Origin of the sequence: Rufibacter ruber, from assembly GCF_001647275.1 — a bacterium.
Lineage (GTDB): Bacteria > Bacteroidota > Bacteroidia > Cytophagales > Hymenobacteraceae > Nibribacter > Nibribacter ruber_C.
In genome coordinates this window covers 1-23,768 of the sequence record NZ_LRMM01000058.1, presented here as the reverse complement: position 1 = coordinate 23,768, position 23,768 = coordinate 1, and the positions used below count along the sequence as shown (strand labels likewise).

Annotated in this window: 19 protein-coding genes; 15 read left to right on the top strand and 4 right to left on the bottom strand. The window is 52.6% G+C overall.

What is annotated here, in order from left to right:
- Positions 1-56 precede the first annotated feature (56 nt).
- Positions 57-593, top strand: coding sequence for a YceI family protein (locus A8O25_RS17500; protein WP_066837538.1), 537 nt, complete (start codon positions 57-59; stop codon positions 591-593).
- A 332-nt stretch (positions 594-925) separates the two neighbouring features.
- Here the strand turns inward: A8O25_RS17500 and A8O25_RS17495 are convergent, their stop codons facing one another.
- Positions 926-1,786: a bestrophin family protein gene (locus A8O25_RS17495; RefSeq protein ID WP_066837536.1), complete on the bottom strand. Its 861-nt coding sequence runs from the start codon at positions 1,784-1,786 to the stop codon at positions 926-928.
- A 433-nt stretch (positions 1,787-2,219) separates the two neighbouring features.
- Here A8O25_RS17495 and A8O25_RS17490 point away from each other — a divergent pair, with 433 nt between their 5' ends.
- On the top strand, positions 2,220-2,783 hold the full coding sequence (locus A8O25_RS17490; RefSeq protein ID WP_241499072.1) for a GAF domain-containing protein: 564 nt from the start codon (positions 2,220-2,222) through the stop codon (positions 2,781-2,783).
- A 238-nt stretch (positions 2,784-3,021) separates the two neighbouring features.
- Here the strand turns inward: A8O25_RS17490 and A8O25_RS23310 are convergent, their stop codons facing one another.
- Entirely contained in the window at positions 3,022-3,162 is a 141-nt protein-coding gene (locus tag A8O25_RS23310; protein WP_161947783.1) for a hypothetical protein, read from the bottom strand.
- A 510-nt stretch (positions 3,163-3,672) separates the two neighbouring features.
- Positions 3,673-4,761, bottom strand: a complete 1,089-nt coding sequence (locus A8O25_RS17485) for a M61 family metallopeptidase (protein ID WP_161947782.1) — start codon at positions 4,759-4,761, stop codon at positions 3,673-3,675.
- Positions 4,762-4,770: 9 nt separating this feature from the next.
- On the opposite strand from A8O25_RS17485, the gene A8O25_RS23305 reads away from it, so the two are divergent.
- On the top strand, positions 4,771-5,052 hold the full coding sequence (locus tag A8O25_RS23305; protein ID WP_161947781.1) for a hypothetical protein: 282 nt from the start codon (positions 4,771-4,773) through the stop codon (positions 5,050-5,052).
- 474 nt (positions 5,053-5,526) lie between these two features.
- Here the strand turns inward: A8O25_RS23305 and A8O25_RS17475 are convergent, their stop codons facing one another.
- A complete protein-coding gene (locus tag A8O25_RS17475; protein ID WP_066837525.1) occupies positions 5,527-7,074 on the bottom strand; it encodes a hypothetical protein in 1,548 nt (515 codons plus the stop codon).
- A 146-nt stretch (positions 7,075-7,220) separates the two neighbouring features.
- Between A8O25_RS17475 and A8O25_RS17470 the strand changes: the two genes are divergently transcribed.
- The 12 genes from A8O25_RS17470 (at position 7,221) to A8O25_RS17415 (ending at position 23,628) form a co-directional block, all read left to right on the top strand.
- Complete coding sequence (locus A8O25_RS17470; protein WP_066837522.1) at positions 7,221-8,387, top strand: 2-isopropylmalate synthase; 1,167 nt, start codon at positions 7,221-7,223, stop codon at positions 8,385-8,387.
- An 89-nt stretch (positions 8,388-8,476) separates the two neighbouring features.
- The gene (gene leuC / locus A8O25_RS17465; RefSeq protein WP_066837518.1) at positions 8,477-9,871 is read left to right on the top strand and encodes a 3-isopropylmalate dehydratase large subunit; all 1,395 of its coding nucleotides are present in this window, start codon (positions 8,477-8,479) and stop codon (positions 9,869-9,871) included.
- A gap of 212 nt (positions 9,872-10,083) precedes the next feature.
- Positions 10,084-10,680, top strand: a complete 597-nt coding sequence (gene leuD, locus A8O25_RS17460) for a 3-isopropylmalate dehydratase small subunit (RefSeq protein WP_066837515.1) — start codon at positions 10,084-10,086, stop codon at positions 10,678-10,680.
- Entirely contained in the window at positions 10,668-11,786 is a 1,119-nt protein-coding gene (gene leuB, locus A8O25_RS17455; protein ID WP_066837512.1) for a 3-isopropylmalate dehydrogenase, read from the top strand. The genes leuD and leuB overlap by 13 nt, the downstream gene beginning before the upstream one ends.
- Positions 11,787-12,286: 500 nt before the next feature.
- On the top strand, positions 12,287-14,008 hold the full coding sequence (gene ilvD, locus A8O25_RS17450) for a dihydroxy-acid dehydratase (RefSeq protein ID WP_066837509.1): 1,722 nt from the start codon (positions 12,287-12,289) through the stop codon (positions 14,006-14,008).
- On the top strand, positions 13,971-15,704 hold the full coding sequence (gene ilvB / locus A8O25_RS17445; RefSeq protein ID WP_066837505.1) for a biosynthetic-type acetolactate synthase large subunit: 1,734 nt from the start codon (positions 13,971-13,973) through the stop codon (positions 15,702-15,704). Before ilvD ends, ilvB begins: the two co-directional genes overlap by 38 nt.
- A gap of 21 nt (positions 15,705-15,725) precedes the next feature.
- Positions 15,726-16,334 (top strand): acetolactate synthase small subunit, encoded by a 609-nt coding sequence (gene ilvN / locus A8O25_RS17440; protein ID WP_066837502.1) that lies wholly within the window; start codon positions 15,726-15,728, stop codon positions 16,332-16,334.
- 341 nt (positions 16,335-16,675) lie between these two features.
- Positions 16,676-17,719 (top strand): ketol-acid reductoisomerase, encoded by a 1,044-nt coding sequence (ilvC, locus tag A8O25_RS17435; RefSeq protein WP_066837499.1) that lies wholly within the window; start codon positions 16,676-16,678, stop codon positions 17,717-17,719.
- 435 nt (positions 17,720-18,154) lie between these two features.
- Positions 18,155-19,426, top strand: a complete 1,272-nt coding sequence (ilvA, locus tag A8O25_RS17430; RefSeq protein WP_066837496.1) for a threonine ammonia-lyase IlvA — start codon at positions 18,155-18,157, stop codon at positions 19,424-19,426.
- 300 nt (positions 19,427-19,726) lie between these two features.
- A complete protein-coding gene (locus tag A8O25_RS17425) occupies positions 19,727-20,707 on the top strand; it encodes a glycerophosphodiester phosphodiesterase (RefSeq protein ID WP_241499071.1) in 981 nt (326 codons plus the stop codon).
- A 437-nt stretch (positions 20,708-21,144) separates the two neighbouring features.
- Entirely contained in the window at positions 21,145-22,656 is a 1,512-nt protein-coding gene (locus tag A8O25_RS17420; RefSeq protein WP_066837493.1) for an ATP-binding cassette domain-containing protein, read from the top strand.
- 171 nt (positions 22,657-22,827) lie between these two features.
- Positions 22,828-23,628: a phosphatase PAP2 family protein gene (locus A8O25_RS17415; RefSeq protein ID WP_066837490.1), complete on the top strand. Its 801-nt coding sequence runs from the start codon at positions 22,828-22,830 to the stop codon at positions 23,626-23,628.
- Positions 23,629-23,768 lie beyond the last annotated feature (140 nt).

Below are 23,768 nucleotides of genomic sequence, written 5' to 3'. Positions count from 1 at the left end.
CAGTGGGGATCGTATACCTTAGCTCGGGCCGCAAACCATCAACTAACAATACAACTATGGCAACTACCAAATGGTCTCTGGACCCCACCCACAGTGAAGTGCAGTTCAAGGTGAAGCACTTAATGATCACCACCGTTACCGGTTATTTCCAGACGTTCAGTGTAGAGGCTGAAACCGAGGGGGACGATTTTGACAACACCGCCAGCGTAGTGTTCACCGCCGATGTGAACTCTATCAACACCAACAACGAGCAGCGCGACACCCACCTGAAATCCCCTGATTTCTTTGATACTGCCAACCACGGCGAAATCAGATTTGTGGGCAACCGCTATGAGAAAACCAGTGGCGACTCTGCCAAGCTGCACGGGGACCTCACCATCAAAGGCAATACCCACCCGGTAACCCTTGACGTAGAGCTGGGGGGGATTGTGGTTGACCCGTATGGCCAGACCAAAGCCGGTTTCACTGTTACGGGCAAGATCAGCCGCAAAGAGTTTGGGCTGACCTGGAGTGCCGTGACCGAGGCCGGAAGCGTGGTGGTGAGTGATGAGATTCGCCTGCACGCTGAGATTCAGCTGGTGAAACAAGGCTAAGCCTCTCACCGCTGAACCAGTTTACCGTTTTCTGGTTTTCCTGTTGTAAAAGCGTTTTAATCAGCGTAAAACTTGCCGGTGATAACGTTTTAGGGCTGTTTTTCAGAAAACAGGTCTAAAACAGAATCTCTCCAGAGGCCTAGGCAGCCGCTGTGCCAGAGACAAAATCAGAAGCCCTACCGGCTTCCACCCTAAAAAAAGAGCCAGCGGGCAATGCATGCGCCGCTGGCTCTTTTTGTTTTGGCCAAACTATCTGGCAAGGCTGTTTTGGAGCTGTTTTTCTGAAAACAGGCCAAAAACAGGAAATGAGCCGCCCGGTGAAAATGGCACTATCAATCCAGCAGTTCGGCCACGTGTTTCCTGATGTTGGTGCAGATCTGGTCTAGCGGCAGATCATTGTCATCGGTCCCGAACGGGTTCTCAATTTCCTCAGCAATCAGCTCCAGGCTGGCCATGGCGTACAGAATGAGCATGACCACCGGAATCACATAATACCCCATGCTGAACGACCACCCAAACGGCAGCGTCATGACATAAAAGAAGATGAACTTCTTGATGAACACGCTGTAGGTAAAAGGAATGGGCGTGTTCTTGATCCGTTCGCTGGCGCCGGTAATTTCTGTTAAGGTCTTGATTTCTTCATCTAGCACCAGCAGCTGGGCGGTGGTGAGGGCGCCTTGCTGGTGCAGGGCGTTAACTTTGTCAAAGAGTGCGCAGGCAATCTGGTTGGGCAGGTGCTTCTCTGGTTTTAAATCTAAGACCGGGTCCAGCTCCTGGTAATCCTCATTTTCACGCAGGTGGTTTTTTAGGGCGAAGGCGAAGTTGGGGATCATCTGCCGGAAATAACTCCTCGTCTCCTGGTCCTTCACGCACGCCTGCAGCTTAAGCGCTAAATTTCTGGAAACGTTGGTGAGGCTGCCCCAGACCTTTCGGCCTTCCCACCAGCGGTCATAGGCGGTATTGGTTCTGAACACCAGCAATAGCGATAGCACAAACCCCAGCACGCTGTGCATGAGCCCCACATTCTTGAGGTTGTCATTCTGCGACAGCTGCAGGTAGTGGTTCTCCAGAAAAGAGATGAAACCCGCGTAAATGCCCACCATAATCAAAAGCGGAAGCAGTTGCCTGAACGTGTCTGACTTGGAGAACCTGAAGATGAAGATGAACCAGTCTTTGGGGTTGTAGTTGATCATAGGTGCTAATTTTCAGGGGCAGATACATCTCACCTGTCCGCTGCCCAAAGATAAGGCGAAACCGGAAGAACTTTGGCCAGACAAGCCGTGACCAGCCAGAACTGTTATGGTACTTTAAACCGCGCCCCGCGGAGGGTGGAAGGGGGTTGAAGTTTTTTAGTGTTGACTTTCAGAGGGTTATTGCGGGTAAGATCCCTGATGCAGCCATGGAACGCCTGCCTGAAAACGGCTACAGGGCGTTTTGGGTCTGTTTTCTGAAAAACAGGCTAAAAACAGAAAGTACAGCGGCAATGGCAGTCTGCAAAGAAACCAGCAGGATTTTTCCAACGGAATCTACCTCTCCCCGTACACCTAAGAAGTGCGCAGCCGGCGAAATACCGCTGTGAAGTTGATATGAGCGTTTGAATTTTTGATGATGCGACGAGCTTTAAGAATGAATATTATTCCTGAGAATGATCAGGAACGGCTTACCAAATTACACGAGTACCGCATTCTAGATACCAACCACCCCAACCCGGTTGATGCAGAAACAGAGGGCACCCTGCGGCATGTGGTGTCTTTGGCGGCCCACCTGTTCAAAGTACCGGTGGCCATGATCTCTTTTGTAGACAGGGAGCGGGTCTGGTTAAAGGCGCAGGTGGGGCTGGACGGGATTACTGAAGTTGACCGCGGCAGCAGTTTGAGCGGCCTGGCCATTCTCAATGAAAACCCAACCGTGTTTCCAGATGCCCTGGAGCAGCCTTCTTTGCTGGCCAACCCGTTTGTGGCCGGCGAGTTCGGGCTCAGGTTCTACGCCGCGGCTCCCCTGAGAACGCATGACGGCTTTCAATTGGGCGCGGTGTGTCTGGTAGACAGAGAACCCAGAACGTTCTCCCTGGAAGACCAGCTCACCCTGAAATACCTGGCCAATCTGGTCATGGAAGAGCTGGAACTCTGGAAGTATAAGGCCCAGCTAAGGGAGGAGGGCTACTTTCTGGATACCTTAATGGCAAGCTGAGAGTTTTAGGGGAGGGGGTATCCTATTTACCTGCTACAGGTTTCCCTATGCCCAATTAAACCACTCTTGTGCAGATCAGTACCCTATGAATTAGACTGCCTGTCTAGTGTCACCCGTTTATTGAAGAGATGATCTTTTAAAACCATTGTAAGATGGACCTATTCATGTTCATGCGCTTCCGGTTGGGGTAATTCCCGGGCCGCTTGGGCCAGCAGGGCTGTTGGTAACGGGGGTGCTGTCATTTCTCCAGCCATCTTGTGAGGGCATCAAAGCTCCAGGCGGTGGCCCAGCCAATGAGCGGCCTGAATAAAATCTTATCTACTACTTTCCCTACAAATCCATATCTGGTTTGGTAATCAAACCAAGTTATAAATTTCACGCCGCTGGCGATAGGAATATAGTTCCAGTACCCAGAACCTGTTTTGATAAGCGAAATTTTCTCGTCTGACCAAAATTTTAAGGCAGACGTGCTTTCTCCGGTTACTTTGCTGTGGGTCCCGGTGCTCTTGCCTTCGCCATATTACTTTTAACCAAATCCAATTTGCGTTTGGTACAGAAACCGCTGTGGTTCGTCTTTAGAGTGCTTGGGTAAATATGCTATGAAATGGAAGCGCAAGTCCCATTCCTGATGCATTTCTGGGGCTGGGTAAATTCCCATAGTCGCTCCAGGGAGGTTTCTATGTGTGTTTCTACATATATGGGGTTCGGTTTCAACAGTGTTAGGAGAGAAGTGTTGCGACTGCTGAAGGTAAGGATGATATGAATTGGCAGAAGCTGTAAGATCAGATTTTCTTAGGGAAGCAAAGCGGTATTTTGTTTCTGGCCTGTTTTTTAAAAAACAGGCTAGAAACAGCGGAAGCGCGTTCTGGCAAGAACCGGATGTCTACTCTCATTTACCCAGTAAATCCGCCAGTTTCTTTTTATTGGCCAATGGTGAAATAATGATTGCCGGAATGTCTTTTTGCGTCTCCAGAAGTAAGCCTGCAGGAAGAGATTCTTCAAAATTGATCCAATTCCCTTGCAGAATGTATCTTCCAAATTCAGTAATGGCTGCTGAGCCTAAGTAGGTGTCTAACTGGTCCTGAAAGACAGTATGGTTGAATTTGAAGTCACCACTTTTTTTGGCTTGGGCCATCAGGTTTTTCATGAGATTATCCAGGCTTTTCTTACCGTGGTATTTCTTTTTTAGCTGGCTGTCCAGGAGCAGGGCATAGAGCAGGCCTCGCCGGTAGGGGAGTTTATTGTATTGCCTGTCAGACCAGAATTTTTGCTGCGTGAGTTCTGAGTTGGGGAGGGTTCTGACCGGTGACTGATAATGAGGTGCCAATACCTCTTTGTTGATCACGTCTAGAAAATCCTCCAGGCTGATCTGCTTATTCCTGAGCATGAGTTTATAGGCGTAATAGTCAGTAAATCCTTCACTGAACCAATACTGTTTTTCCTCTTCCTCATTAACCAGGGTTTGGCCAATCCAGCGATGAAGCAGTTCATGGTTATAGAGCCAGCGCAACATCTTGAGCTCTGTGCCTGGGTTGTTAGAGGAGAAGGAGATAAAGGAATTCAGCAAGCCGCTCCCGCCCAGAGAGAAAGACTTGGAGGAGTCTGTCCACTCCTCAAACGTGGGGAGCAGGCTTACCGAAAAGGGCGCGTCTAGTCTGTCTTTCCAAAAAACCATCTGTGCCGGAATGGTGGCTTTGAGAATATCCAACACCTGCTGGTCTGTGAATGAGGACCAGTTACCCCGGGTGACCAAGTAAATGGTCTGGTTTTTCCAGCTATAACTGTACCTCCTGAAATCGCCACCTATAAAAAATGTAGAATACAGCATGTCTTTGGTCAGGTTCGCCTTCTGCCGGAGGCCCGGCCCAAAGTTGCTGTGGAAGATATGGCCAGCCGCTGGGGCAGCCCAGTTGATTTCAATCCTTGCTGAATCTGAGTCGCTTTGAAACAGGTTTTCAGGCACCAGAAACAGGCGCATCCCTAGAACATGAAAGTACTCTTTCTGAACAATTGGGCGGTACCGGTGAACGTTTTTGAGCGTCACATTGAAATCTTGCCTAATGGCGTACCGGACCTGCAATTCCTGGTTAGGTTGCGCTATTATTTTGATCAGGCTGCTGTCTGGCAGCATTTCAATGCTTTGCGGGGCTGGGCTTACGGTAAGTCCCGTCAGGCAGTTGAAGAGATCCCTGTCGCCCCAGGAATTGTTCTCAAACCTGAGCACCAATTTACCAGCCGCGTTGCTTCTGTATTGAAAGGAAACCTGTAAGGCCGCACTGTGGGGGAGCAAAGGCTTGACGAGATAGAAAATATCAGTGCTGGCCCCCTGCGCAAGAGGAGAGGACGTGAAAGGGAAGGCGAAAGAAAAGAGAGCAAAGACGAGCAGGAGACGGAGCATGGAAATAATTTGAGGATTCTGTTTATAAAAGCCTCGGCTGTTCTTTTGCCGGAAGTTAGGCCAGGTACCCTGAACACCAGACCAACAAAGACATGCCGCGCCTTCAAACAGCTAAGTCAAGGGCTATGCCAGATTTATAATCAGTTAATTTCCAGGAACTAATAAAAACCCCATAAGTCTACTTGTTCAGTGGTGAACAAGCAAGTGTTCACTACTGAACAATTTCTAGCCACGGCCTGAACTGAGAACGAATAGACGTGGCGGTGCTCCTCAGTATTGACTGGCTATGGCAAAGCGGAACCTCTGTTTTTGCCTGTTTTCCAAAAAAGGGGCCAAAAACGTGAACTATTTCAACCGGCCCACTTTGCGGCGCATGACCTCCTGTACCGGAATATTCTCAATCTTGCTTTCCAGCCAGGAGATAATGTCAAGGTACAGGAAGGGCCGCCGCTCATAGGGGTTCTGCGAAATCTGGATCAAACGTTCCTTTAATTCACTGAAGGCGTCTCTCACCTGGTGCGGGGCAATGCCGCCCACCTTGCGGAGGAACTTGAAAATCTCCACCTGCATCTGCTGCTGGTTGTCCATTTTGCCCAGAAAGTGGTAGACGGTCCTGATTTGGTAATCCAGGGCGTCATCATCATAACCGGCCTCGTAGTGGGCAATGAGGTTGAGAATGCGGGCGAAGCACTGCAGGTCTTCGCGCAGGCTGGTGTTGCGGTGGTGAATGACCTTGTTCAGGTACTCAATGGCTTTCCTGAAATTGCCGCTGCCAAAGTACAGGCTGGCAATCTTGTAGTAGAAAACCAGCATGCGGTGCGGGTCTAGCTGCGCCTGAAAGCCTTCCAGGTTCTGCAATACGCCGGGTATGATCTGCAGCCCCTCAGTGAACTTGCCTTCTAAGAAATAGGCGTTGATCTTGTTCGTGTAAATGTACAGGAACAGAAGAGTGTCAATGTTGGGGGTAGACCGGCGCTTGGGGTCATTGGCAAAATCCTCTAACTGCTGCAGCACCTGAATGAATTTGGAGTGGTACAGCAGGTTGTAGAGCGCGTTGAGCAGGTTGTGCATGCCTTTGATGTACAACACCGGCCGCCGCTCCTTCATGTGCGGGTACTGGTCAAACAGGTCTACCCATTTCTGGGCGAAGCGGTAGCAGGCTTTCAGGTCCTGGGTCATGAGGTGGTACCACACGTGGGCCTGGTAGAAGTACAGCTTCTCATAAAAGCCCGCCTTCTGCAATTCAATCACCGGCAGGTTCTCCTGGAAGAAAGCGGTAATGGAGGCATAGTCTTCCTGGTTTCGGGCAAGCCCGACTTTGAGGTAATGGCCATAGAGCCTGAGCGCTACGTTGGAGAGCTGGTGCATTTGGGCCAAATGGGTAGAGACCGAGGTGGCCTCCTGGGTCAGGCTTTCGGCGCGGCCGCTCAAACTGCGGGTAATATATTGGCTCTCAATTAGTTTTTCCAGGTCAATAGCGGTGAGGGCAATGTGCGGCAACTCTGACTCCAGCGCCGCTACCTTTACTTTGTCCAGCATTTTGAGGCTTTGCTGGTAGAACCCTTTGTTATAGAGTACGCGGGCGTAGTCCAGCTGCTCGTGCAGCTGAATATCCAGGTTCTGGGGAGCATGGTAGGCCCGTAGGCTGGAGAGCAGGTGCTTGTACAGGTTGCTCTTAAGGTTGGCCAACTGTGCCTTTTTAATGCTGGGCACCTGTTTGAGAATCTGGATTTCGTTTAGGGTTTCCTGCTGGTCCAGGGCATCAAACAGCTGCAGAAACTTCAAGTCTTCACTGGAGCCGCTCTTGTTGGTAAACAGCCTGAAGTGCCGTTTCTCTGAGGGCGAGAGTGATTTTATCAATTGAAAAATGGGGTCAATATTTTGGTTGGGCATTGTAATGAAAAATGTTTTAAAATATTGATTTTCAAATTGATGTGAATTGAAAAGAGGCGCTTGGAAATAGTAGACTCGTTTAAAAAAGTTTTTGGCCTCAGTAAAAGTACTGACTTCTTTGTAACGAATAAGAAGCCAAAATAACGATGTCAGCTCAGAAGATACAAATATTTGATACCACGTTGCGCGACGGCGAGCAAGTGCCCGGCTGCAAATTAAACATGGATGAGAAGTTGGTTATTGCGCGGCAACTGGAACTTCTAGGTGTAAATGTAATTGAAGCTGGCTTCCCCGTTTCCAGCCCCGGCGACTTTGAAGCGGTGCGCGCCATTGCGGCCCAAACCAAAGAAGCCACCGTGTGCGGCCTGACCCGAGCGGTGGAAAATGACATAAGAGTAGCGGCTGAGGCCTTGAAAACCGCCCGTTACCCCAGAATCCATACGGGTATAGGTACCTCAGAATCGCACGTGAAATTCAAGCTGCGCACCACCCAGGCCGATGTGATTGAACGGGCCGTGGCGGCCGTAAAGCTAGCGAAAAGCTTTGTAGAAGACGTAGAATTCTACGCCGAAGACGCTGGCCGCACCGATAATGAGTTCCTGGCCATGGTCTGCGAAGCCGTCATCAAAGCCGGTGCCACTGTGTTGAACATTCCTGATACCACCGGTTATTGCCTGCCGGAAGAATACGGAGCGAAGATTAAGTACTTATATGAAAATGTGCGCGGCGTGCAGAATGTTACCCTTTCTACCCACTGCCACAATGACCTGGGTTTGGCTACCGCGAACTCTATTGCCGGCGCCATCAACGGTGCCCGCCAGATTGAGTGCACCATCAACGGGGTAGGGGAACGCGCCGGCAATACGGCCCTGGAGGAAGTCGTGATGATTCTCCGCCAACACCCTTATTTGAACCTGGACACCAGCGTGAATACCCGTCTGTTGACCGAAACCTCTCACTTGGTATCACACATGATGCGCATGCAGGTGCAGCCCAACAAGGCCATTGTGGGAGCCAATGCGTTTGCGCACAGTAGTGGTATTCACCAGGACGGCGTGATTAAGCACCGCGAGACCTATGAAATCATTGATCCCAAGGAGGTAGGTGCCGAGGATTCTTCTATTGTGTTAACCGCCCGCTCCGGCAGAGCCGCCTTGGCGTACCGCATGCAAAAGTTGGGTTATGCCTTGGAGAAAGCAGCCTTAGACAAAGCGTATGCCGCCTTCCTGGAAGTAGCCGACAAAAAGAAAGAAGTAGTAGACGAAGACCTCCATTTAATGGTGGAACAGGATAATCTGGTTTCTGCAAATTAATTACCCGCTGTCATCTTGAATGAACACGGCAAAAGTGAGAAGGGAAAAGTAGAAGAGAGCAGCCTTACCAGATGACAAACGTGACAACTATGGCAAAGACATTATTAGATAAAATTTGGGACGCTCACGTGGTGAAGTCCATCCCGGGTGGGTTAGATGTATTTTACATTGACCGTCACCTCATACATGAAGTAACCAGTCCACAAGCGTTTGATGAGATTGAGGCGCGGGGCTTGCCGCTGTTCCGCAAAGAGCAGATTGTAGCCACCGCCGACCATAACGTACCTACCAAAAACCAGCACCTGCCCATTGAGGAGCCGCTGTCTAGGTTTCAGGTAGACAAACTCACTGAGAACTGCGCCAAGCACAACATTGAACTGTACGGCCTTGGGCACGAAAGACAAGGTATTGTGCACGTAATGGGACCGGAACTGGGCATCACCCAACCCGGCATGACCATTGTGTGCGGTGATAGCCACACCTCCACCCACGGCGCCTTTGGCGCGATTGCGTTTGGAATTGGTACGAGCCAGGTAGCACAGGTAATGGCCTCACAGTGCTTGCTGTTGAGCAAACCCAAGAGCATGCGCATCACTGTTGACGGTGAGGTGAGACCCGGCGTAACCGCCAAAGACATCATCCTCTACGTGATTTCCAAACTAGGTACCGGCGGGGCAACAGGGTACTTTGTAGAATACGCGGGCAGCGCGTTCCGCAACCTGAGCATGGAGGGCCGCATGACGGTCTGCAACATGTCTATTGAGATGGGCGCCCGCGGAGGAATGATTGCCCCCGACCAAACCACCTTTGACTACCTGCAAGGCCGCGAGTTCGCGCCGAAAGGAGAGCGCTGGGAGCAGGCGGTGGCCTATTGGTCAACCCTATTCACCGAAGAAGGAGCTCAGTTTGACAAAGAACTGAGCTTTGACGCCGCTGACATTGCGCCTATGATCACGTTCGGGACCAACCCGGGCATGGGCATGGCGATTGACGCGTTGATTCCGACTGATGTACCGGTGAGCGAGCAGGCCAGCTACAGCAAATCCTTGCAGTACATGGGTTTCCAGCCAGGCGAGTCGTTGTTGGGCAAGGAGATTCAGTACGTGTTCATCGGGTCTTGCACCAATTCCCGCATTGAAGATTTGCGCCAGGTAGCCAGGTTTGTGCAGGGCAAGAAAAAAGCCGCGCATGTTGAGGCCATCATTGTTCCTGGTTCAAAGCAAGTGGAGAAACAAGCCATTGAAGAAGGCATTGACAAAGTATTAGCCGAGGCGGGTTTCGAGCTACGGGAGCCAGGCTGCAGCGCCTGCCTCGCCATGAATGAAGACAAGATCCCGGCCGGCGCTTACTGCGTCTCTACCTCTAACCGCAATTTTGAGGGCCGTCAGGGCCCCGGCTCCCGCACCTTGCTGGCCAGCCCCTTGGTAGCCGCCATCACCGCCGTGGAAGGAAAGATTGTGGACATTACCCAATACCTGAATTAATTTTTAGGTACGCATACCTGGTCGTCCCCCTTGGAAGGGGGTAGGGGGATGACAAAGGCAGTTGAAGAACCATCAGCTTCAACCCAGAAAAAAGAAATATTGATTCTCGGGAATGCGAACATCTGCACGAGTAATCATCCCCCAACCCCCTTCCAAGGGGGACGATCATATAAAGAATTGTAAAGTGCACTTGTGGCACATAAAGCAGTTAAATGGAAAAGTTTGAAGTGCTTCAATCCACAGCGGTTCCGCTGCCGATTGAGAATATAGATACCGACCAGATTATCCCGGCCCGCTTTTTAAAGGCCACCTCCCGCGAGGGCTTCGGGGAGAACTTATTCAGAGACTGGCGCTTTGACAACGCGGGTCAGCCCAAGGCAGATTTTGTCATGAACACCGGCCGCTATAGCGGAAAAATTCTGGTGGCAGGCAAAAACTTCGGGTGCGGCAGTAGCCGTGAGCACGCTGCCTGGGCCATTTATGATGCCGGTTTTAAAGTGGTCATCTCCAGCTTCTTCGCTGATATCTTTAAAGGCAATGCGTTGAACAATGGCCTGTTGCCACTGCAGGTGAGCGATGAGGTGCTGGCAAGATTGCTGACTCAGATTGAGCAAGACCCGCAGACTACGTTGGTGGTGAACCTGGTGAACCAGGAACTGGAAGTGCCGGTGTGGGAAGAGAAAATCCCCTTCGCCATTGACGCCTACAAAAAAGAGTGCATGATCAATGGCTACGATGACATTGATTTTTTAGTGAACCAGAAAGAAGCGATAGAACAATACGAAAGCAACCGACCATGGGCGTATTAACTAAAAGAATAGCCGTTTTACCCGGCGACGGAATCGGGCCGGAAGTTTGTACCGAGGCCCTGAAAGTGCTGGAGGCGGTGTCTGAGCGTTTCGGGCACCAGTTTGAGCTGGACGTGCAACTCATGGGCGCCTGCGCCATTGACGCCACCGGCGACCCGCTTCCGGAGTCAACCCTACAGGCTTGCTTTGAGGCCGATGCCATCTTATTGGGCGCCATCGGGGACCCGAAATATGACAACAATCCTGCTGCCAAAGTACGTCCGGAGCAAGGGCTATTGCGGCTAAGAAAGTCATTAGGTCTGTTCGCCAACATCCGTCCGGTGACCGCTTATGATGTGTTAATTGAGCACTCACCGCTGAAGGCTGACCGCATTCAAGGGGCTGATATGTTGATTTACCGCGAGCTGACCGGCGGTATCTATTTCGGGGAGAAAGGCCGTACCGCCGATGGAGCGTATGACCACTGCACTTATTCCCGTGAGGAAATTGTACGTATTGCACTCTTGGCGTTCCAATCGGCTACCACGCGCCGCAACAAACTGACTCTAGTAGACAAAGCCAACGTGCTGGAAACTTCCCGTCTGTGGCGTGAAGTGGTGCAGCAGATTGCCCCGGAATATCCTTCTGTTGCAGTTGATTACCTGTTCGTGGACAACGCCGCCATGCAGATGATTCTGAACCCCAAGCAATTTGACGTGATTCTCACCGAGAACATGTTCGGCGATATAATCTCAGATGAGGCATCGGTGATAGCCGGTTCTCTGGGCTTGTTGCCTTCGGCCTCAATAGGAGAAACCGCAGCGTTGTTTGAGCCTATTCACGGTTCTTTCCCGCAGGGCAAAGGCTTAGGCATCGCCAATCCAATCGCCACAATACTTTCAGTGGCCATGATGCTGGAGCACTTCGGGATGTATGACGAGGCAACCCTGGTAAAAGAAGGCGTGGATTATGCCCTCAGAAGAAAAGTGCTAACCCCAGAACTGAACAGCGATAACCCTTACACCACTGAGCAAGTCGGCTGCTTCATTGCCGACTATGTGCAGGAGGGCGGCGAGTGTTTCCGGCATTTGAAAAACCTGGAGTTGGGGCTAAGTACTATTATTTAGGACCTCACCCCTCGGCCCCTCTCCCACGGAGAGGGGAGAACGGAAATGCGTTTTTGGCCTGTTTTTCAGAAAATAAGCCGAAAACGGAAAATGGAATGTAACCTGTTTACTATGGGCGCGGGAGTTACTTCCGTGACTAACAGAATAAAATTTTTCTGTTTCCTTGGTTTATCCCCTGACAGACCGAGGAAGATGGATAAACCAATATGTTTTCGGGCTGATTTCCAGAAATTTGACCAAAAACGGAAAATAAACTAATCCCCAATTGTCGCGAGACTCCGGTCTCATATCAAGAGATAAAGCGAGTCTCCAGACTCGTCGGGAAACAAAAGTGGAGCACTGGAGTCTGGAGACTCGCACCAGTTAAAATTAAAAGAATTCGTTTCCGGCCTGTTTTTTAGAAAGTAGGCCAAAAACGCAATAACATTTAAAAAATGCTTTACCGCTTAGCTCCCCTCTCCGTGGGAGAGGGGCCGGGGGTGAGGTAAAAATAGCAAACCATGGCTCTAAATAAATACAGCGGCATCTACACCAAAGACGACAGCCTTCCGGCCTCTCAGGCCATGCTAATTGGCTCAGGGGTGAAAGAAGAAGACCTGCGCAAACCGTTTGTGGGCATCTGCTCTACCGGCTTTGAAGGGAACACCTGCAACATGCACCTGAACGGCCTCGCCGATGCCGTGAAAATGGGCGTGCAGGCCAACGGCATGGTGGGCCTGCGGTTCAACACCATTGGCGTGAGCGACGGCATCACCAACGGCAACGCGGGCATGCGCTATTCGCTGGTGAGTAGAGAGCTGATTGCTGATTCCATTGAAGCCATGGCCGGTGCGCATTACTATGACGCAGTGGGCACGGTGGTAGGCTGTGACAAGAACATGCCGGGTGCCTTGATTGCCATGGCGCGCTTGAACCGCCCCTCGGTGATGATTTACGGCGGTACCATCAAAGGCGGCGAGTACAAAGGCCAGAAGCTGAACATTGTTTCCTGCTTTGAAGCCTACGGCAAGAAACTGAACGGCACTATCTCAGACGAAGATTACCGCGGCATCATCCGGAACGCATGTCCGGGTCCGGGTGCCTGCGGCGGAATGTACACCGCCAACACCATGGCCGCCGCCATTGAGACCCTGGGCATGAGCCTGCCTTTCTCTTCCTCGGCCACGGCCGTGAGCCCAGAGAAAAATCAGGAAGCCTTGGACACCGGGGCCTACATTCTGAATTTGTTAGAGAAAGACATCAAGCCCAGAGACATCTTAACCCGCGAGGCCTTTGAAAATGCCCTGGTCATGATTACGGTACTGGGCGGCTCTACCAACGCTGTGCTGCACCTCATCGCCATTGCCCACGCCGCGGGCGTGCATTTGACCATGGAAGATTTTCAGGACGTGAGCAACCGCGTGCCGGTGTTGGCTGACCTGAAACCGAGCGGCAAGTACCTCATGGAAGACCTTTCCGCCTTAGGCGGCGTACCGGCGGTGCAGAAAACGCTGCTGGAAGCGGGTTTGCTGAACGGAGATTTATTGACCGTTACGGGCAAAACGCTGGCCGAAAACCTAGAAAATATAAAACCGCTAGGCGCGGAGCAGGACTTGTTGAGACCGCTTTCCAACCCCATCAAATCAGACGGCCATATCCAGATTCTGTACGGCAACCTGGCCTCTAAAGGAGCGGTGGCTAAGATTTCGGGCAAAGAAGGACTGCGATTTGAAGGCCCTGCTATAGTGTTTAACTCTGAAGAAGAACTGAATGAGGGCATCGCCGCCGGCAAAATTCAACCGGGTCAGGTCGTCGTCATTCGGTACGTGGGGCCCAAAGGCGGTCCGGGCATGCCCGAAATGTTGAAACCCACCTCGGCCATTATGGGCGCGGGTCTAGGCGATAAAGTAGCCCTCATTACAGATGGTCGTTTCTCGGGCGGAACCCACGGGTTTGTGATAGGCCACGTGAGCCCCGAAGCCTACGACGGCGGTACCATTGCCCTGGTAGAAGACGGCGACTGGATTGTGCTGGACGCCTCCACCAACACCATAGACGTGCAGCTAGACGAAGCTGAATTAACTGCCCGCAGAAGCGTGTGGCAACGCCCGAAAGCCAACGTGCAGAGCGGGGTATTGTTGAAATACATTAGAACGGTAAGTGATGCCAGCCACGGTTGTATCACCGATTTACAAGACGAAGCTTATGTTAACGCAAGAGAAACAAGCCCCAGCCTTGCCTGAGACAGACACCATGTTGAGCGGTAGCCAGGCGCTACTGCACGGTTTCGTGGTGGAAGGTGTAGACACTATCTTCGGCTATCCGGGTGGAGCCATCATGCCCATCTATGATGCGCTCTATGACTTTGAAGGCGACTTGAAACACATATTGGTGCGCCACGAGCAAGGCGGCATTCATGCCGGTCAGGGCTACGCCCGAAGCTCCGGAAAAGTAGGCGTGGTGTTCGCCACCAGCGGCCCAGGTGCCACCAACTTGGTGACCGGCCTCGCCGATGCTTTGATTGACAGCACACCCTTGGTCTGCATCACAGGTCAGGTTTTCGCGCACTTACTGGGCACCGATGCGTTTCAGGAAGCCGATGTAATTGGCATTACCACACCGGTCACCAAATGGAATTATCAGGTCACTGATGCCACCGAGATTCCGGAGGTGTTGGCCAAGGCTTTTCACATAGCCCGCAGTGGTCGCCCCGGTCCGGTGTTGATTGACATTACCAAAAACGCCCAGCTGCAAAAGTTTGCGTTCAAAGGCTACACGCCGTGTGACCACATCCGCAGCTATCGGCCCAAGCCCATTGTGCGCAAAGAATACATTCGCCAGGCGGCGGAATTAATTAACAAAGCCAAGAAGCCGTTTGTGCTTTGGGGGCAGGGCGTGATGCTCGGCTCCGCCGAACAGGAGTTCAGGGCTTTCTTGGAGAAAACCGGGATTCCGGCGGCGTGGACCATCATGGGCGCGGGTGCCTTGCCTACTGATCACCCGCAGAACGTAGGCATGTTGGGCATGCACGGCAACTACGGCCCCAACGTGATGACCAATGAGTGCGATGTCCTGATTGCTATAGGCATGCGCTTCGATGACCGTGTGACCGGCCGTCTGGACAAATACGCCAAGCAAGCGCAAGTCATTCACCTGGACATTGACCCCGCTGAGATTGACAAAAACGTGAAGACCACCGTCCCCGTGTGGGGCGACTGCAAAGAAACCTTGCCGTTGCTCACCCAAATGGTGGAAACCAAGCAGCATACCGAGTGGCTGGCCAAATTCCGGGAGTTCGAGCAGAAGGAGATTGACGCGGTGATTCGGGAAGAGCTGTTCCCCACCAGCGATGAGATGACCATGGGTGAGGTGATTCAACAACTGAACGAGCTCACCAAAGGCGACGCCATTATTGTCACCGACGTGGGGCAGCACCAGATGGTGGCCTGCCGCTACGCCAAACTGAACCAGACACGCAGCAACATCACCAGCGGCGGTTTGGGTACCATGGGCTTCGCGTTACCAGCGGCCATCGGGGCCAAGTTTGGGGCACCTGACAGAACCGTGGTGGCCGTAATTGGCGACGGAGGCGTGCAGATGACCATTCAGGAACTGGGCACCATCATGCAGAGCGGCATAGACGTGAAAATCCTGATTCTGAACAACCAGTTTCTGGGCATGGTGCGCCAGTGGCAGGAGCTGTTCCATGAGCGCCGCTACTCGTTCGTGGACATCACCAGCCCAGATTACGTGACGGTAGCCAAGGGCTACGGCATACCGGGCCGCAGCATCAATCAGCGCGAAAACCTGGTGGAGGCGTTGCAGAAAATGCTTACCAATCCTGGTTCTTTCCTGCTGGAAGTGATGGTGACCAAAGAGAACAACGTGTTCCCTATGGTGCCACAGGGCTGCAGCGTGAGTGAAATCAGATTGAAATAACCTTGCTAAACCAAGAAGAAGATGAGTGAGCAAGCGCCAATAGAACGGCAGGAATACAACATCACGGTGTACACAGAGAACCAGATTGGGTTGCTCAACCGCATCGCCATGATATTCTCCCGCCGCAAGATGAACATTGAAAGCCTCAACACCTCGCCCAGCGAAATTGAGGGAATCCACCGCTTCAACATCGTGGTACACGAAACTGAAGAGGTGGTGAGCAAAATTGCCCGCCAGATTGAGAAACAGGTAGAGGTGCTTAAGGTGTACTACAACACCAACGAAGACGTGATTTGGCAGGAGATGGCGCTCTACAAAGTGCCCACCGACATTGTGGCCGAGAAAGCCAAAGTAGAGCGGCTGCTGCGCGAAAACGGCGCCCGAGTGGTGGTGATTAGAAAAGATTATACCGTCTTTGAAACCACCGGCCACCGCGAGGAAACCGACAACCTGATCAAGATTCTGCAGCCGTTCGGGCTGATAGAGTTTGTGCGCAGCGCCCGCATCGCCATCATCAAAGACAGCGACGGCTTCAACCGCAAACTGCGCGAGTTTGAACGCGCCGAGCCGGGCCATGAAGTCATGGAAAACGAGTTCCTGAACAGCCGCGAGAAGGTGTTCAGCATGTAAGGAACCTCACCCCCGGCCCCTCTCCCACGGAGAGGGGAGAACAGAAATTCGATTTTGGCCTGATTTTCAAAAAAACAGGCTGAAAACAGGAATATGGCAACCTTTTGGCGTGTAACCAACTGGCGCGAGACTCCAGTCTCGTGACCACCAGTGAAGCGAGTCTGAAGACCCGCGCCAAGAAAAGAAAAGGTAAAACCTGTTTTTGACCTGTTTTTCAGAAACTAGGCCGAAAACGCAAAACCATAAAAACTCCCCTCTCCGTGGGAGAGGGGCCGGGGGTGAGGTTTCACCTCCACTTAATTTAGTAAAATCATCTTAAAACCTTTATTAGCTACAGTAAAATGGCAAAGATTAATTTCGGCGGTGTAGAAGAAACCGTGGTAACCCGCGATGAATATCCGTTGGCAAAAGCCCAAGAGACCCTGAAAGACGAAGTGATTGCGGTGATTGGCTACGGCGTGCAAGGTCCGGGCCAGGCATTGAACATGCGCGACAATGGCTTCAAGGTGATTGTGGGCCAGCGCAAGGATTCAGCCTCTTGGGAGAAAGCCAAGCAAGATGGTTTTGTAGAAGGCGAGACGTTGTTCTCTATTGAAGAAGCCGTGGAGCGCGGTACCATCATCTGCAACCTGTTGTCAGACGCCGGTCAGATTGCCGTGTGGCCCACCATCAAAGAAAGACTGAAGCCAGGCAACACCCTGTATTTCTCGCACGGTTTCGGTATCACCTTCAAAGAGCAAACCAACATTGTTCCGCCCGCTGATGTGGATGTGATTCTGGTAGCTCCTAAAGGAAGCGGCACCAGCCTGCGCCGTCTGTTCCTGGCCGGCAGCGGCCTGAACTCATCGTTCGCGGTGTTCCAGGATGCCACCGGTAAAGCCTATGAAAAAGCTATTGCTATGGGGATTGGCGTTGGTTCTGGTTACCTGTTCGAGACCGATTTCAAAAAAGAAGTATACTCTGACTTAACCGGTGAGCGCGGTGTGTTGATGGGTGCTTTGGCGGGTATCATTGAAGCCCAGTACCAGGTGTTGCGTCAGCGCGGTCACTCTCCGTCTGAGGCGTTTAATGAGACGGTGGAAGAACTGACCCAAAGCTTAGTGCCATTGGTAGGCGAGAACGGTATGGACTGGATGTTCAGCAACTGCTCGGTAACCGCCCAGCGCGGCGCTTTAGATTGGAAAGGCAAATTCCGTGAGGCTACTCTTCCGGTATTGAATGAACTGTATGACAGCGTGGCTTCTGGCCAGGAAGCGGCCCGTACCATTCAGCGCGGTTCAACCCCAGGCTACCGTGCCGAGCTGGAAGCCGAGTTGGCGGAGGTGCGTGAGTCTGAGTTATGGCAGACCGGGGCTACCGTAAGAAAACTGCGTTCCGGCAGATAGAACTTTCCCTCATCAGAGGAAAAGCAAATTGGTTGAAATACATTTTGGCCTGTTTTCCAGAAAACAGGCCCAAAGTAGAAAAGCCTGTGAAGTCTCTTAGGCTTCACAGGCTTTTACCCAACTGGATCCAACTGGCGCGAGTCTCCAGACTCGTGACAAAAGATGATGCTAGTCTCCAGACTCGCCGGGAGCCACGAGTAGGATTTTGACGAATGGAGTCTGGAAACTACCTCCCCCGGTCTGTCCCCTAACAGACCGAAAAGGCACTGATTCGAAGTGCGTTGGTCTGTCAGGAGTTAGACCAAGCGTAAAATGGGAGTCTGGAGACTCCACCCATCCATCGGCACGAGTCTGAAGACTCGCGCCAGGGAAAAAGGTACTTGTTTTAGGGCTTGTTTTCTGAAAACAGGACAAAAGCAGAAAGAAGAATTCACCATGCAGAAAGAGACAGCTTCATTAGAAACCGTGGTAGCGCTGGGGAACGTAGAGAAGGCGGCCAAGAACCTGAAAGGGGTGATCTATAAAACGCCCCTGATGAAGAACCTGTGGCTATCTGAGACCTACGGGGCGGAGATCTATCTGAAGCGCGAAGACCTGCAGGTGGTGCGTTCCTACAAAATTAGAGGGGCGTACAACAAGATTTCGTCGCTTTCTGCCGAGGAAAGGGCGGGGGAGATTGTCTGCTCCAGCGCCGGAAACCACGCGCAGGGCGTTGCCTATGCCTGCCAATTGCTGGGTATCAAAGGCTACATCTTCATGCCCGCCCAAACGCCCGCCCAGAAGGTGAACAAAGTCCGCCTCTTCGGGAAAGACATGGTAGAGGTGGTGCTCACCGGTGCCACGTATGATGACACGTTCAAGGCCGCCAAAGAATTCTGTGACGCCCGGGGCAGCGCGTTTATTCCGCCGTTTGATGACCTGGCCATTGTAGAAGGCCAGGCCACCGTGGGGCTGGAGATTTTCAAAGACGCTGATTTTGCCATTGATTACCTGTTCATGCCCATTGGCGGGGGCGGGTTGGCCTCAGGCGTCTCTAGTGTGTTCAAGCAGGTGAGCCCTAACACCAGACTGATTGGGGTACAGCCGCTGGGCGCGCCGTCTATGTACCGGTCCATTAAAGAAAACCGGCGTCAGGCGCTGGAGACCATTGACTCGTTTGTAGATGGGGCGGCCGTGAAATGCCCCGGTGAGATCACGTTTGAGATCTGCCGCGAACTGCTGGATGACGTGGTGCTGGTGCCCGAAGGCCAGATCTGCGAAGACATTCTCAAGATGTACAATGAGGAAGGCGTGGTATTGGAACCGGCCGGCACCTTGAGCATTTCGGCTCTAAAAGATTTCGCGGGGGAAATCAAAGGCAAAAACGTGGTATGCGTGATCAGCGGCAGCAACAATGACATCACCCGCATGGAAGATATCAAGGAACGCGCGTTGCAGCACCAGGGCCTCAAGCACTACTTCATGGTCACGTTCAACCAGAAGCCCGGGGCGCTGCGCACCTTCGTGAACCGCGTGCTGCACCCAGAAGATGACATCATTCATTTCCAGTACATCAAGAAGAACAACAAGGAGAAAGGCCCCGTGTTCATTGGGGTAGAGGTGAAGCACCCGCAGGATGTGGAAGCCATCAAACTGCGCATGCTGGAGGAAGGCTTCGCCTATGAGTACCTCAACGGCCGGCAGGATTTTCTGAACCTGTTTGTATAAGAGTTCATTTTAGTTTGTTTAGAGTACGCTTAACAGTTCGTTTAAAGTTAGTGTTGTGTGTTGTGTAGAATGCCCTGCTGCCGAAAGGTGGTGGGGTATTCGCTTTTAGACATTCCTGTTTTGGAGCCGTTTTTCAGAAAACAGCCCCAAAACAGAAACTTTTCCCTTCTTATTACTGGCATGAAAGCAGATATAGTACTTACTTGTAAACCTTCACTGAACCTGTTTCTTATGAGACTTCACACCCCTGTTGCCAGATTGTTTTTTGTATTCTGTACCCTCCTGTTACCCTCTGTGGCCATGGCTCAAGCCCCCATCACCCTCTCCAACTTTTCCTATACCCCGCAGAACCTGGTGGTGGGGAAAGTGATGCCCGTTTCAAAAGGAGCGGGTACGCCCCAGGTGAAACTCTCTATAGAAAGTGCGCGGCTGTTTGAGTTAAGCAAAGACAAGACGCTCAAGGTAAAGAAGGCGGCCGCGTCTACCCCGCAGAGCCAATGGCTGGAGGTGGTGCTGGAGGCAGCCGGAAAGCAGTATTCCTTCAGAATTGTGAAGGACGAATTCATCAAAAACAAAGTCATTGCCCACCGCGGCGCCTGGAAAAACACCGGTGCCCCTGAGAACTCCATTGGCGCGCTACAGCATGCCATCCGGTTGGGCTGCACCGGAAGCGAGTTTGACGTGCACATGTCGGTAGATTCTGTGCTGTTTGTGAACCATGACCATGACATCAAGGGGCTGCACATTGAAAAGACCCCGGCGGCTGAGCTGGCTGAGGTGAAATTACCCAACGGGGAGAGCCTGCCAACGCTGGAGGCATACCTCAACGCGGGCTTGAACCAGAACAAAACCAGGCTCATCCTGGAAATCAAACCTTCGGCCATCAGCAAGGAGCGGGGGCAGGCGCTGGCGCAGAAGGTGGTGGAGATGGTGCAGCGGCAGCAGGCCCAGGGCTGGGTTGACTACATCAGCTTTGACTATGCCATCCTGGAAAAGGTGCTGGAGCTGGAGCCCTCTGCCCATGTCTCTTACCTGAACGGGGAGAAAACGCCTGCCCAACTCGCCCAAGACCAGATGTACGGCTTTGACTACCACCAGAGCGTGGTGCAGAAGAACCCGGAGTGGATTACAGAGGCCCACCGCCTGCACCTCACCGTCAACGTCTGGACGGTCAATGACCCCAACATCATGGACTGGCTCCTGGAGCGCAACGCAGATTTTATCACCACCAATGAACCGGAACTCCTGCTGCAGAAGGTGAATTCACCCAAGGCAAAGTAATTTCCAAAGGTGGGGTAAGATCCTGCCAAACCGGTAAGGTTTCCTTTCCCACCGGGATCTCATTCTTACCCATTTTCCCGCTTGGCAGGCAGACCGTTAACCTCTAACGGTGAAGCTGTTCATGTTTTAGCACAGGTTAGGGCGCAAGCGTGCGCTTGAGCCTTTAAGAGAAGCAAGCTGCTGTTTTGGGGCTGTTTTTGGGAAAGTAGCCCCAAAACGCAGGAACTGGAATTTTGGCTTAGCCACTACACCGCCGTTACCGGAAAGTCTTGGTGCAGATGCTGTTTCTGACCTGTTTTGGTCAAATCAGCCCTAAAACAGAGGGGTGAGAGCTGTCTTGTTTCAGTTTCTGATTGCTGGCTAACCGGCTGAACCTTTACCCATGGAACACCCTGTGCGTCTACTGCGCCAGCTTACTTTATACACCCGTTTCCCCAATGCCCCGCTCATTCCTTTCGCTTCAGAATGTTACCATTCGGCACCAGAACCACCATGTGTTTCAAGACCTGACGTTTGAGGTGCAGCCCGGGGAGCAGTGGGCGCTGGTAGGGGAGAGTGGCGCGGGCAAGACCAGCCTGCTGCGGGCCATTGCGGGGGAGTTGCCCCTGGTGGGCGGCCTGGTGACGCATGGGTTTCTGGAGGAATATCTGGAGAAAAACCCGGTGCAGGACTCCTTCTTCACCTATAAAAACCTGGTGGCGTTGGTAGGCCAGAAGCACCGTTTCAAATCATTGTCTACCAACACCGGCTCCTTTTACTACCAGCAGCGCTACCATGCCGCAGACGCAGAGGACGCTCCCACGGTGGCAGCGTATCTGGCCGAAATAGACACAGTTTCAACCGCTGCCAAAACCTGGACCATAGACCAGCTGGTGCAGCGGCTCCGGCTGGAGGGGTTACTTTCTAAGCAGCTGATCAAACTATCTAACGGCGAAACCAAGCGCCTGCTACTGGCCCAGGCACTGCTGAAGCAGCCCAAACTCCTGCTGCTGGACATGCCCCTTACGGGCCTTGATCTGGAGACCAGGACTAACTTTGAAGAGCTGCTGGCCCACCTCATCGCCTCAGGGGTGACGGTGATCATGGCCACCTCACCTGATGAAATCCCGGCGTCTATCACCCATGTGGCGGTGCTGCAAAATGGGCAACTTATTTCGGCGCAGCCGAAGGAGCGGTATCAGGGCACTCCTGAACCTGAAGGGAACTCCCCCGCCTTAAATCCGGCGGGGTTGAACGATCTGTTGCCGGCCTCGCCCCCGGTTAGGTACCAAACCCTGGTAGAGTTAAAGGAGGTGACGGTGCGGTATGGGGAGAAGACGGTGCTGGACCAGGTCAACTGGCACGTGCGGCCGGGCGAACACTGGGCGCTCCTGGGGCACAACGGGGCCGGTAAAACTACGCTGCTGAGTCTGCTGAACGGAGATAACCCCCAGGCGTTTTCTAAAGACATTACACTCTTTGACCGGAAGCGCGGCACCGGTGAAACCCTCTGGGACATCCGGAAGAAAATTGGCTTTGTCTCGCCAGAGCTGTTCCAGTTCTTCCCGTACCAGAACACTTGCCTGGAGGTGGTGGAGTCTGGGTTCTATGACACGCTGGGGCTGCACCGGAAAAGCCAGCCCGGCAATGCGGCCCAAGCCCTTGCCTGGTTGGAGCTCCTGGGCATTGCGCAGGAAAAAGATAAACCGCTCCGGAATGTTTCAGCCAGTGTGCAGCGGCTGTGCCTTCTGGCGCGGGCGCTTATCAAGAATCCGGTGCTCCTCATCTTAGATGAACCCTGCCAGGGTATGGATGCGCAACAGCGGCAACGGTTCAAAGAACTGCTGGAGGTGATCTGCGCCCATAGCTCCACCACGCTGCTGTACGTGACGCACTATGCCCAGGAGATACCGGCTTGTGTGACCAGGGTGCTTCGGCTGGAGCAGGGAAAGGTGCAGGCCCTGGCGTAAACAATTTGCGTGCAATGCTGTATTTTCCCATTTTAAGACCCCAACTTATCAGTAAGAATTTTTTGCGTAGAGTATGTTGACGTTTTTGATTGGTGAGGATCATTGGCCAGAGCTTTATGCTAACCGCTTTCATCAACTAAGACAAAGCTTAACCTGCTCTACAATTCACCCATGAGGAAACATTTAAGCCAAAACAAGTTTGCGCTGCTGCTCACGGCCGGGAGCTGGCTTCTGCTGGTTCTGGGGGTGTGGCTGCTGCCGGTGGCGTTCAGCGGCTACCTGCAGGAAGACCGGGATACCCTTTTCTGGTACGTGCTCTCACAGACCGGAGGCGTGTACGGTACCCCGGTGCTGGGAATTTTGCTGTGTCTGCTGGCCGCCAGGCAGCAGAGGGGGCTTAAGCTGCAGGCGCAGTCCTTTACGGTTGCCTTTTTGTTTCTGCTGTTCACGCTGGGCAGCATGGCCCTACTGAATGAGTACGTGATAAAGCCGCTCGCAGAGGTGCCGCGCCCCAGCCACCAGTTCCTGCTGGGTGGCAAAGGGCAGGAGGCGTCTCTGCTGGACACGTTTTACCTGCAAAGCGCTGAAGCGCGACGGCTCTACCTGGCCAAGTACCTGAGAAATAACCCGGAGAAGTATAGACAGATTTCTCCGCTGGTACTGGAGCATTGGGTGAGCGAGGCGGGTTATTCCTTTCCTTCGGGCCATTCCCAGAATGCTTTTCTGCTGGGTTCCATGCTGACCATGTGGCTGGGCCTCCAGCTGCCCCGCCGGCACCGCCCGTGGCTGGTGCTTCCTATGCTGTGGGCGGTGCTGGTGTGCATGTCACGGGTGGCCCTGGGCGTGCACTCTGAACTGGACGTCACCTTAGGGTCGGCAACGGGAATGTTGCTGGCGTACTTGTTTTCTTTGTCTGGGGTGTTGAAGAAGGCGTTCAGGGTGACTACGCACCCAGAGGGGGAACGGCTGTAAGGATCCATGGCTTTGGCTGTACCGCAAGATTCAGGTATCTAGTATTAGGGGTTATATAGAATAAGGAACTATAAGTTTGGTCGAGGCTTTCTCCTTGTATGCTACTACGGTATTCCTCGATTTCAAAAGACGAAAAAACA

Bases quoted from the DNA above. Each gene is read 5' to 3' on its own strand.
- A8O25_RS23305 (WP_161947781.1), top strand. From the start codon at position 4,771: ATGAAAGTACTCTTTCTGAACAATTGGGCGGTACCGGTGAACGTTTTT.
- leuC (WP_066837518.1), top strand. From the start codon at position 8,477: ATGGCAAAGACATTATTAGATAAAATTTGGGACGCTCACGTGGTGAAG.
- A8O25_RS17415 (WP_066837490.1), top strand. From the start codon at position 22,828: ATGAGGAAACATTTAAGCCAAAACAAGTTTGCGCTGCTGCTCACGGCC.
- A8O25_RS17470 (WP_066837522.1), top strand. From the start codon at position 7,221: ATGTCAGCTCAGAAGATACAAATATTTGATACCACGTTGCGCGACGGC.
- A8O25_RS17490 (WP_241499072.1), top strand. From the start codon at position 2,220: ATGAATATTATTCCTGAGAATGATCAGGAACGGCTTACCAAATTACAC.
- ilvA (WP_066837496.1), top strand. From the start codon at position 18,155: ATGCAGAAAGAGACAGCTTCATTAGAAACCGTGGTAGCGCTGGGGAAC.
- A8O25_RS17495 (WP_066837536.1), bottom strand. From the start codon at position 1,786: ATGATCAACTACAACCCCAAAGACTGGTTCATCTTCATCTTCAGGTTC.
- A8O25_RS17500 (WP_066837538.1), top strand. From the start codon at position 57: ATGGCAACTACCAAATGGTCTCTGGACCCCACCCACAGTGAAGTGCAG.
- ilvB (WP_066837505.1), top strand. From the start codon at position 13,971: ATGTTAACGCAAGAGAAACAAGCCCCAGCCTTGCCTGAGACAGACACC.
- ilvN (WP_066837502.1), top strand. From the start codon at position 15,726: ATGAGTGAGCAAGCGCCAATAGAACGGCAGGAATACAACATCACGGTG.
- A8O25_RS17485 (WP_161947782.1), bottom strand. From the start codon at position 4,761: ATGCGCCTGTTTCTGGTGCCTGAAAACCTGTTTCAAAGCGACTCAGAT.
- A8O25_RS17475 (WP_066837525.1), bottom strand. From the start codon at position 7,074: ATGCCCAACCAAAATATTGACCCCATTTTTCAATTGATAAAATCACTC.
- ilvD (WP_066837509.1), top strand. From the start codon at position 12,287: ATGGCTCTAAATAAATACAGCGGCATCTACACCAAAGACGACAGCCTT.
- leuD (WP_066837515.1), top strand. From the start codon at position 10,084: ATGGAAAAGTTTGAAGTGCTTCAATCCACAGCGGTTCCGCTGCCGATT.
- leuB (WP_066837512.1), top strand. From the start codon at position 10,668: ATGGGCGTATTAACTAAAAGAATAGCCGTTTTACCCGGCGACGGAATC.
- ilvC (WP_066837499.1), top strand. From the start codon at position 16,676: ATGGCAAAGATTAATTTCGGCGGTGTAGAAGAAACCGTGGTAACCCGC.
- A8O25_RS17425 (WP_241499071.1), top strand. From the start codon at position 19,727: ATGGCTCAAGCCCCCATCACCCTCTCCAACTTTTCCTATACCCCGCAG.
- A8O25_RS17420 (WP_066837493.1), top strand. From the start codon at position 21,145: ATGCCCCGCTCATTCCTTTCGCTTCAGAATGTTACCATTCGGCACCAG.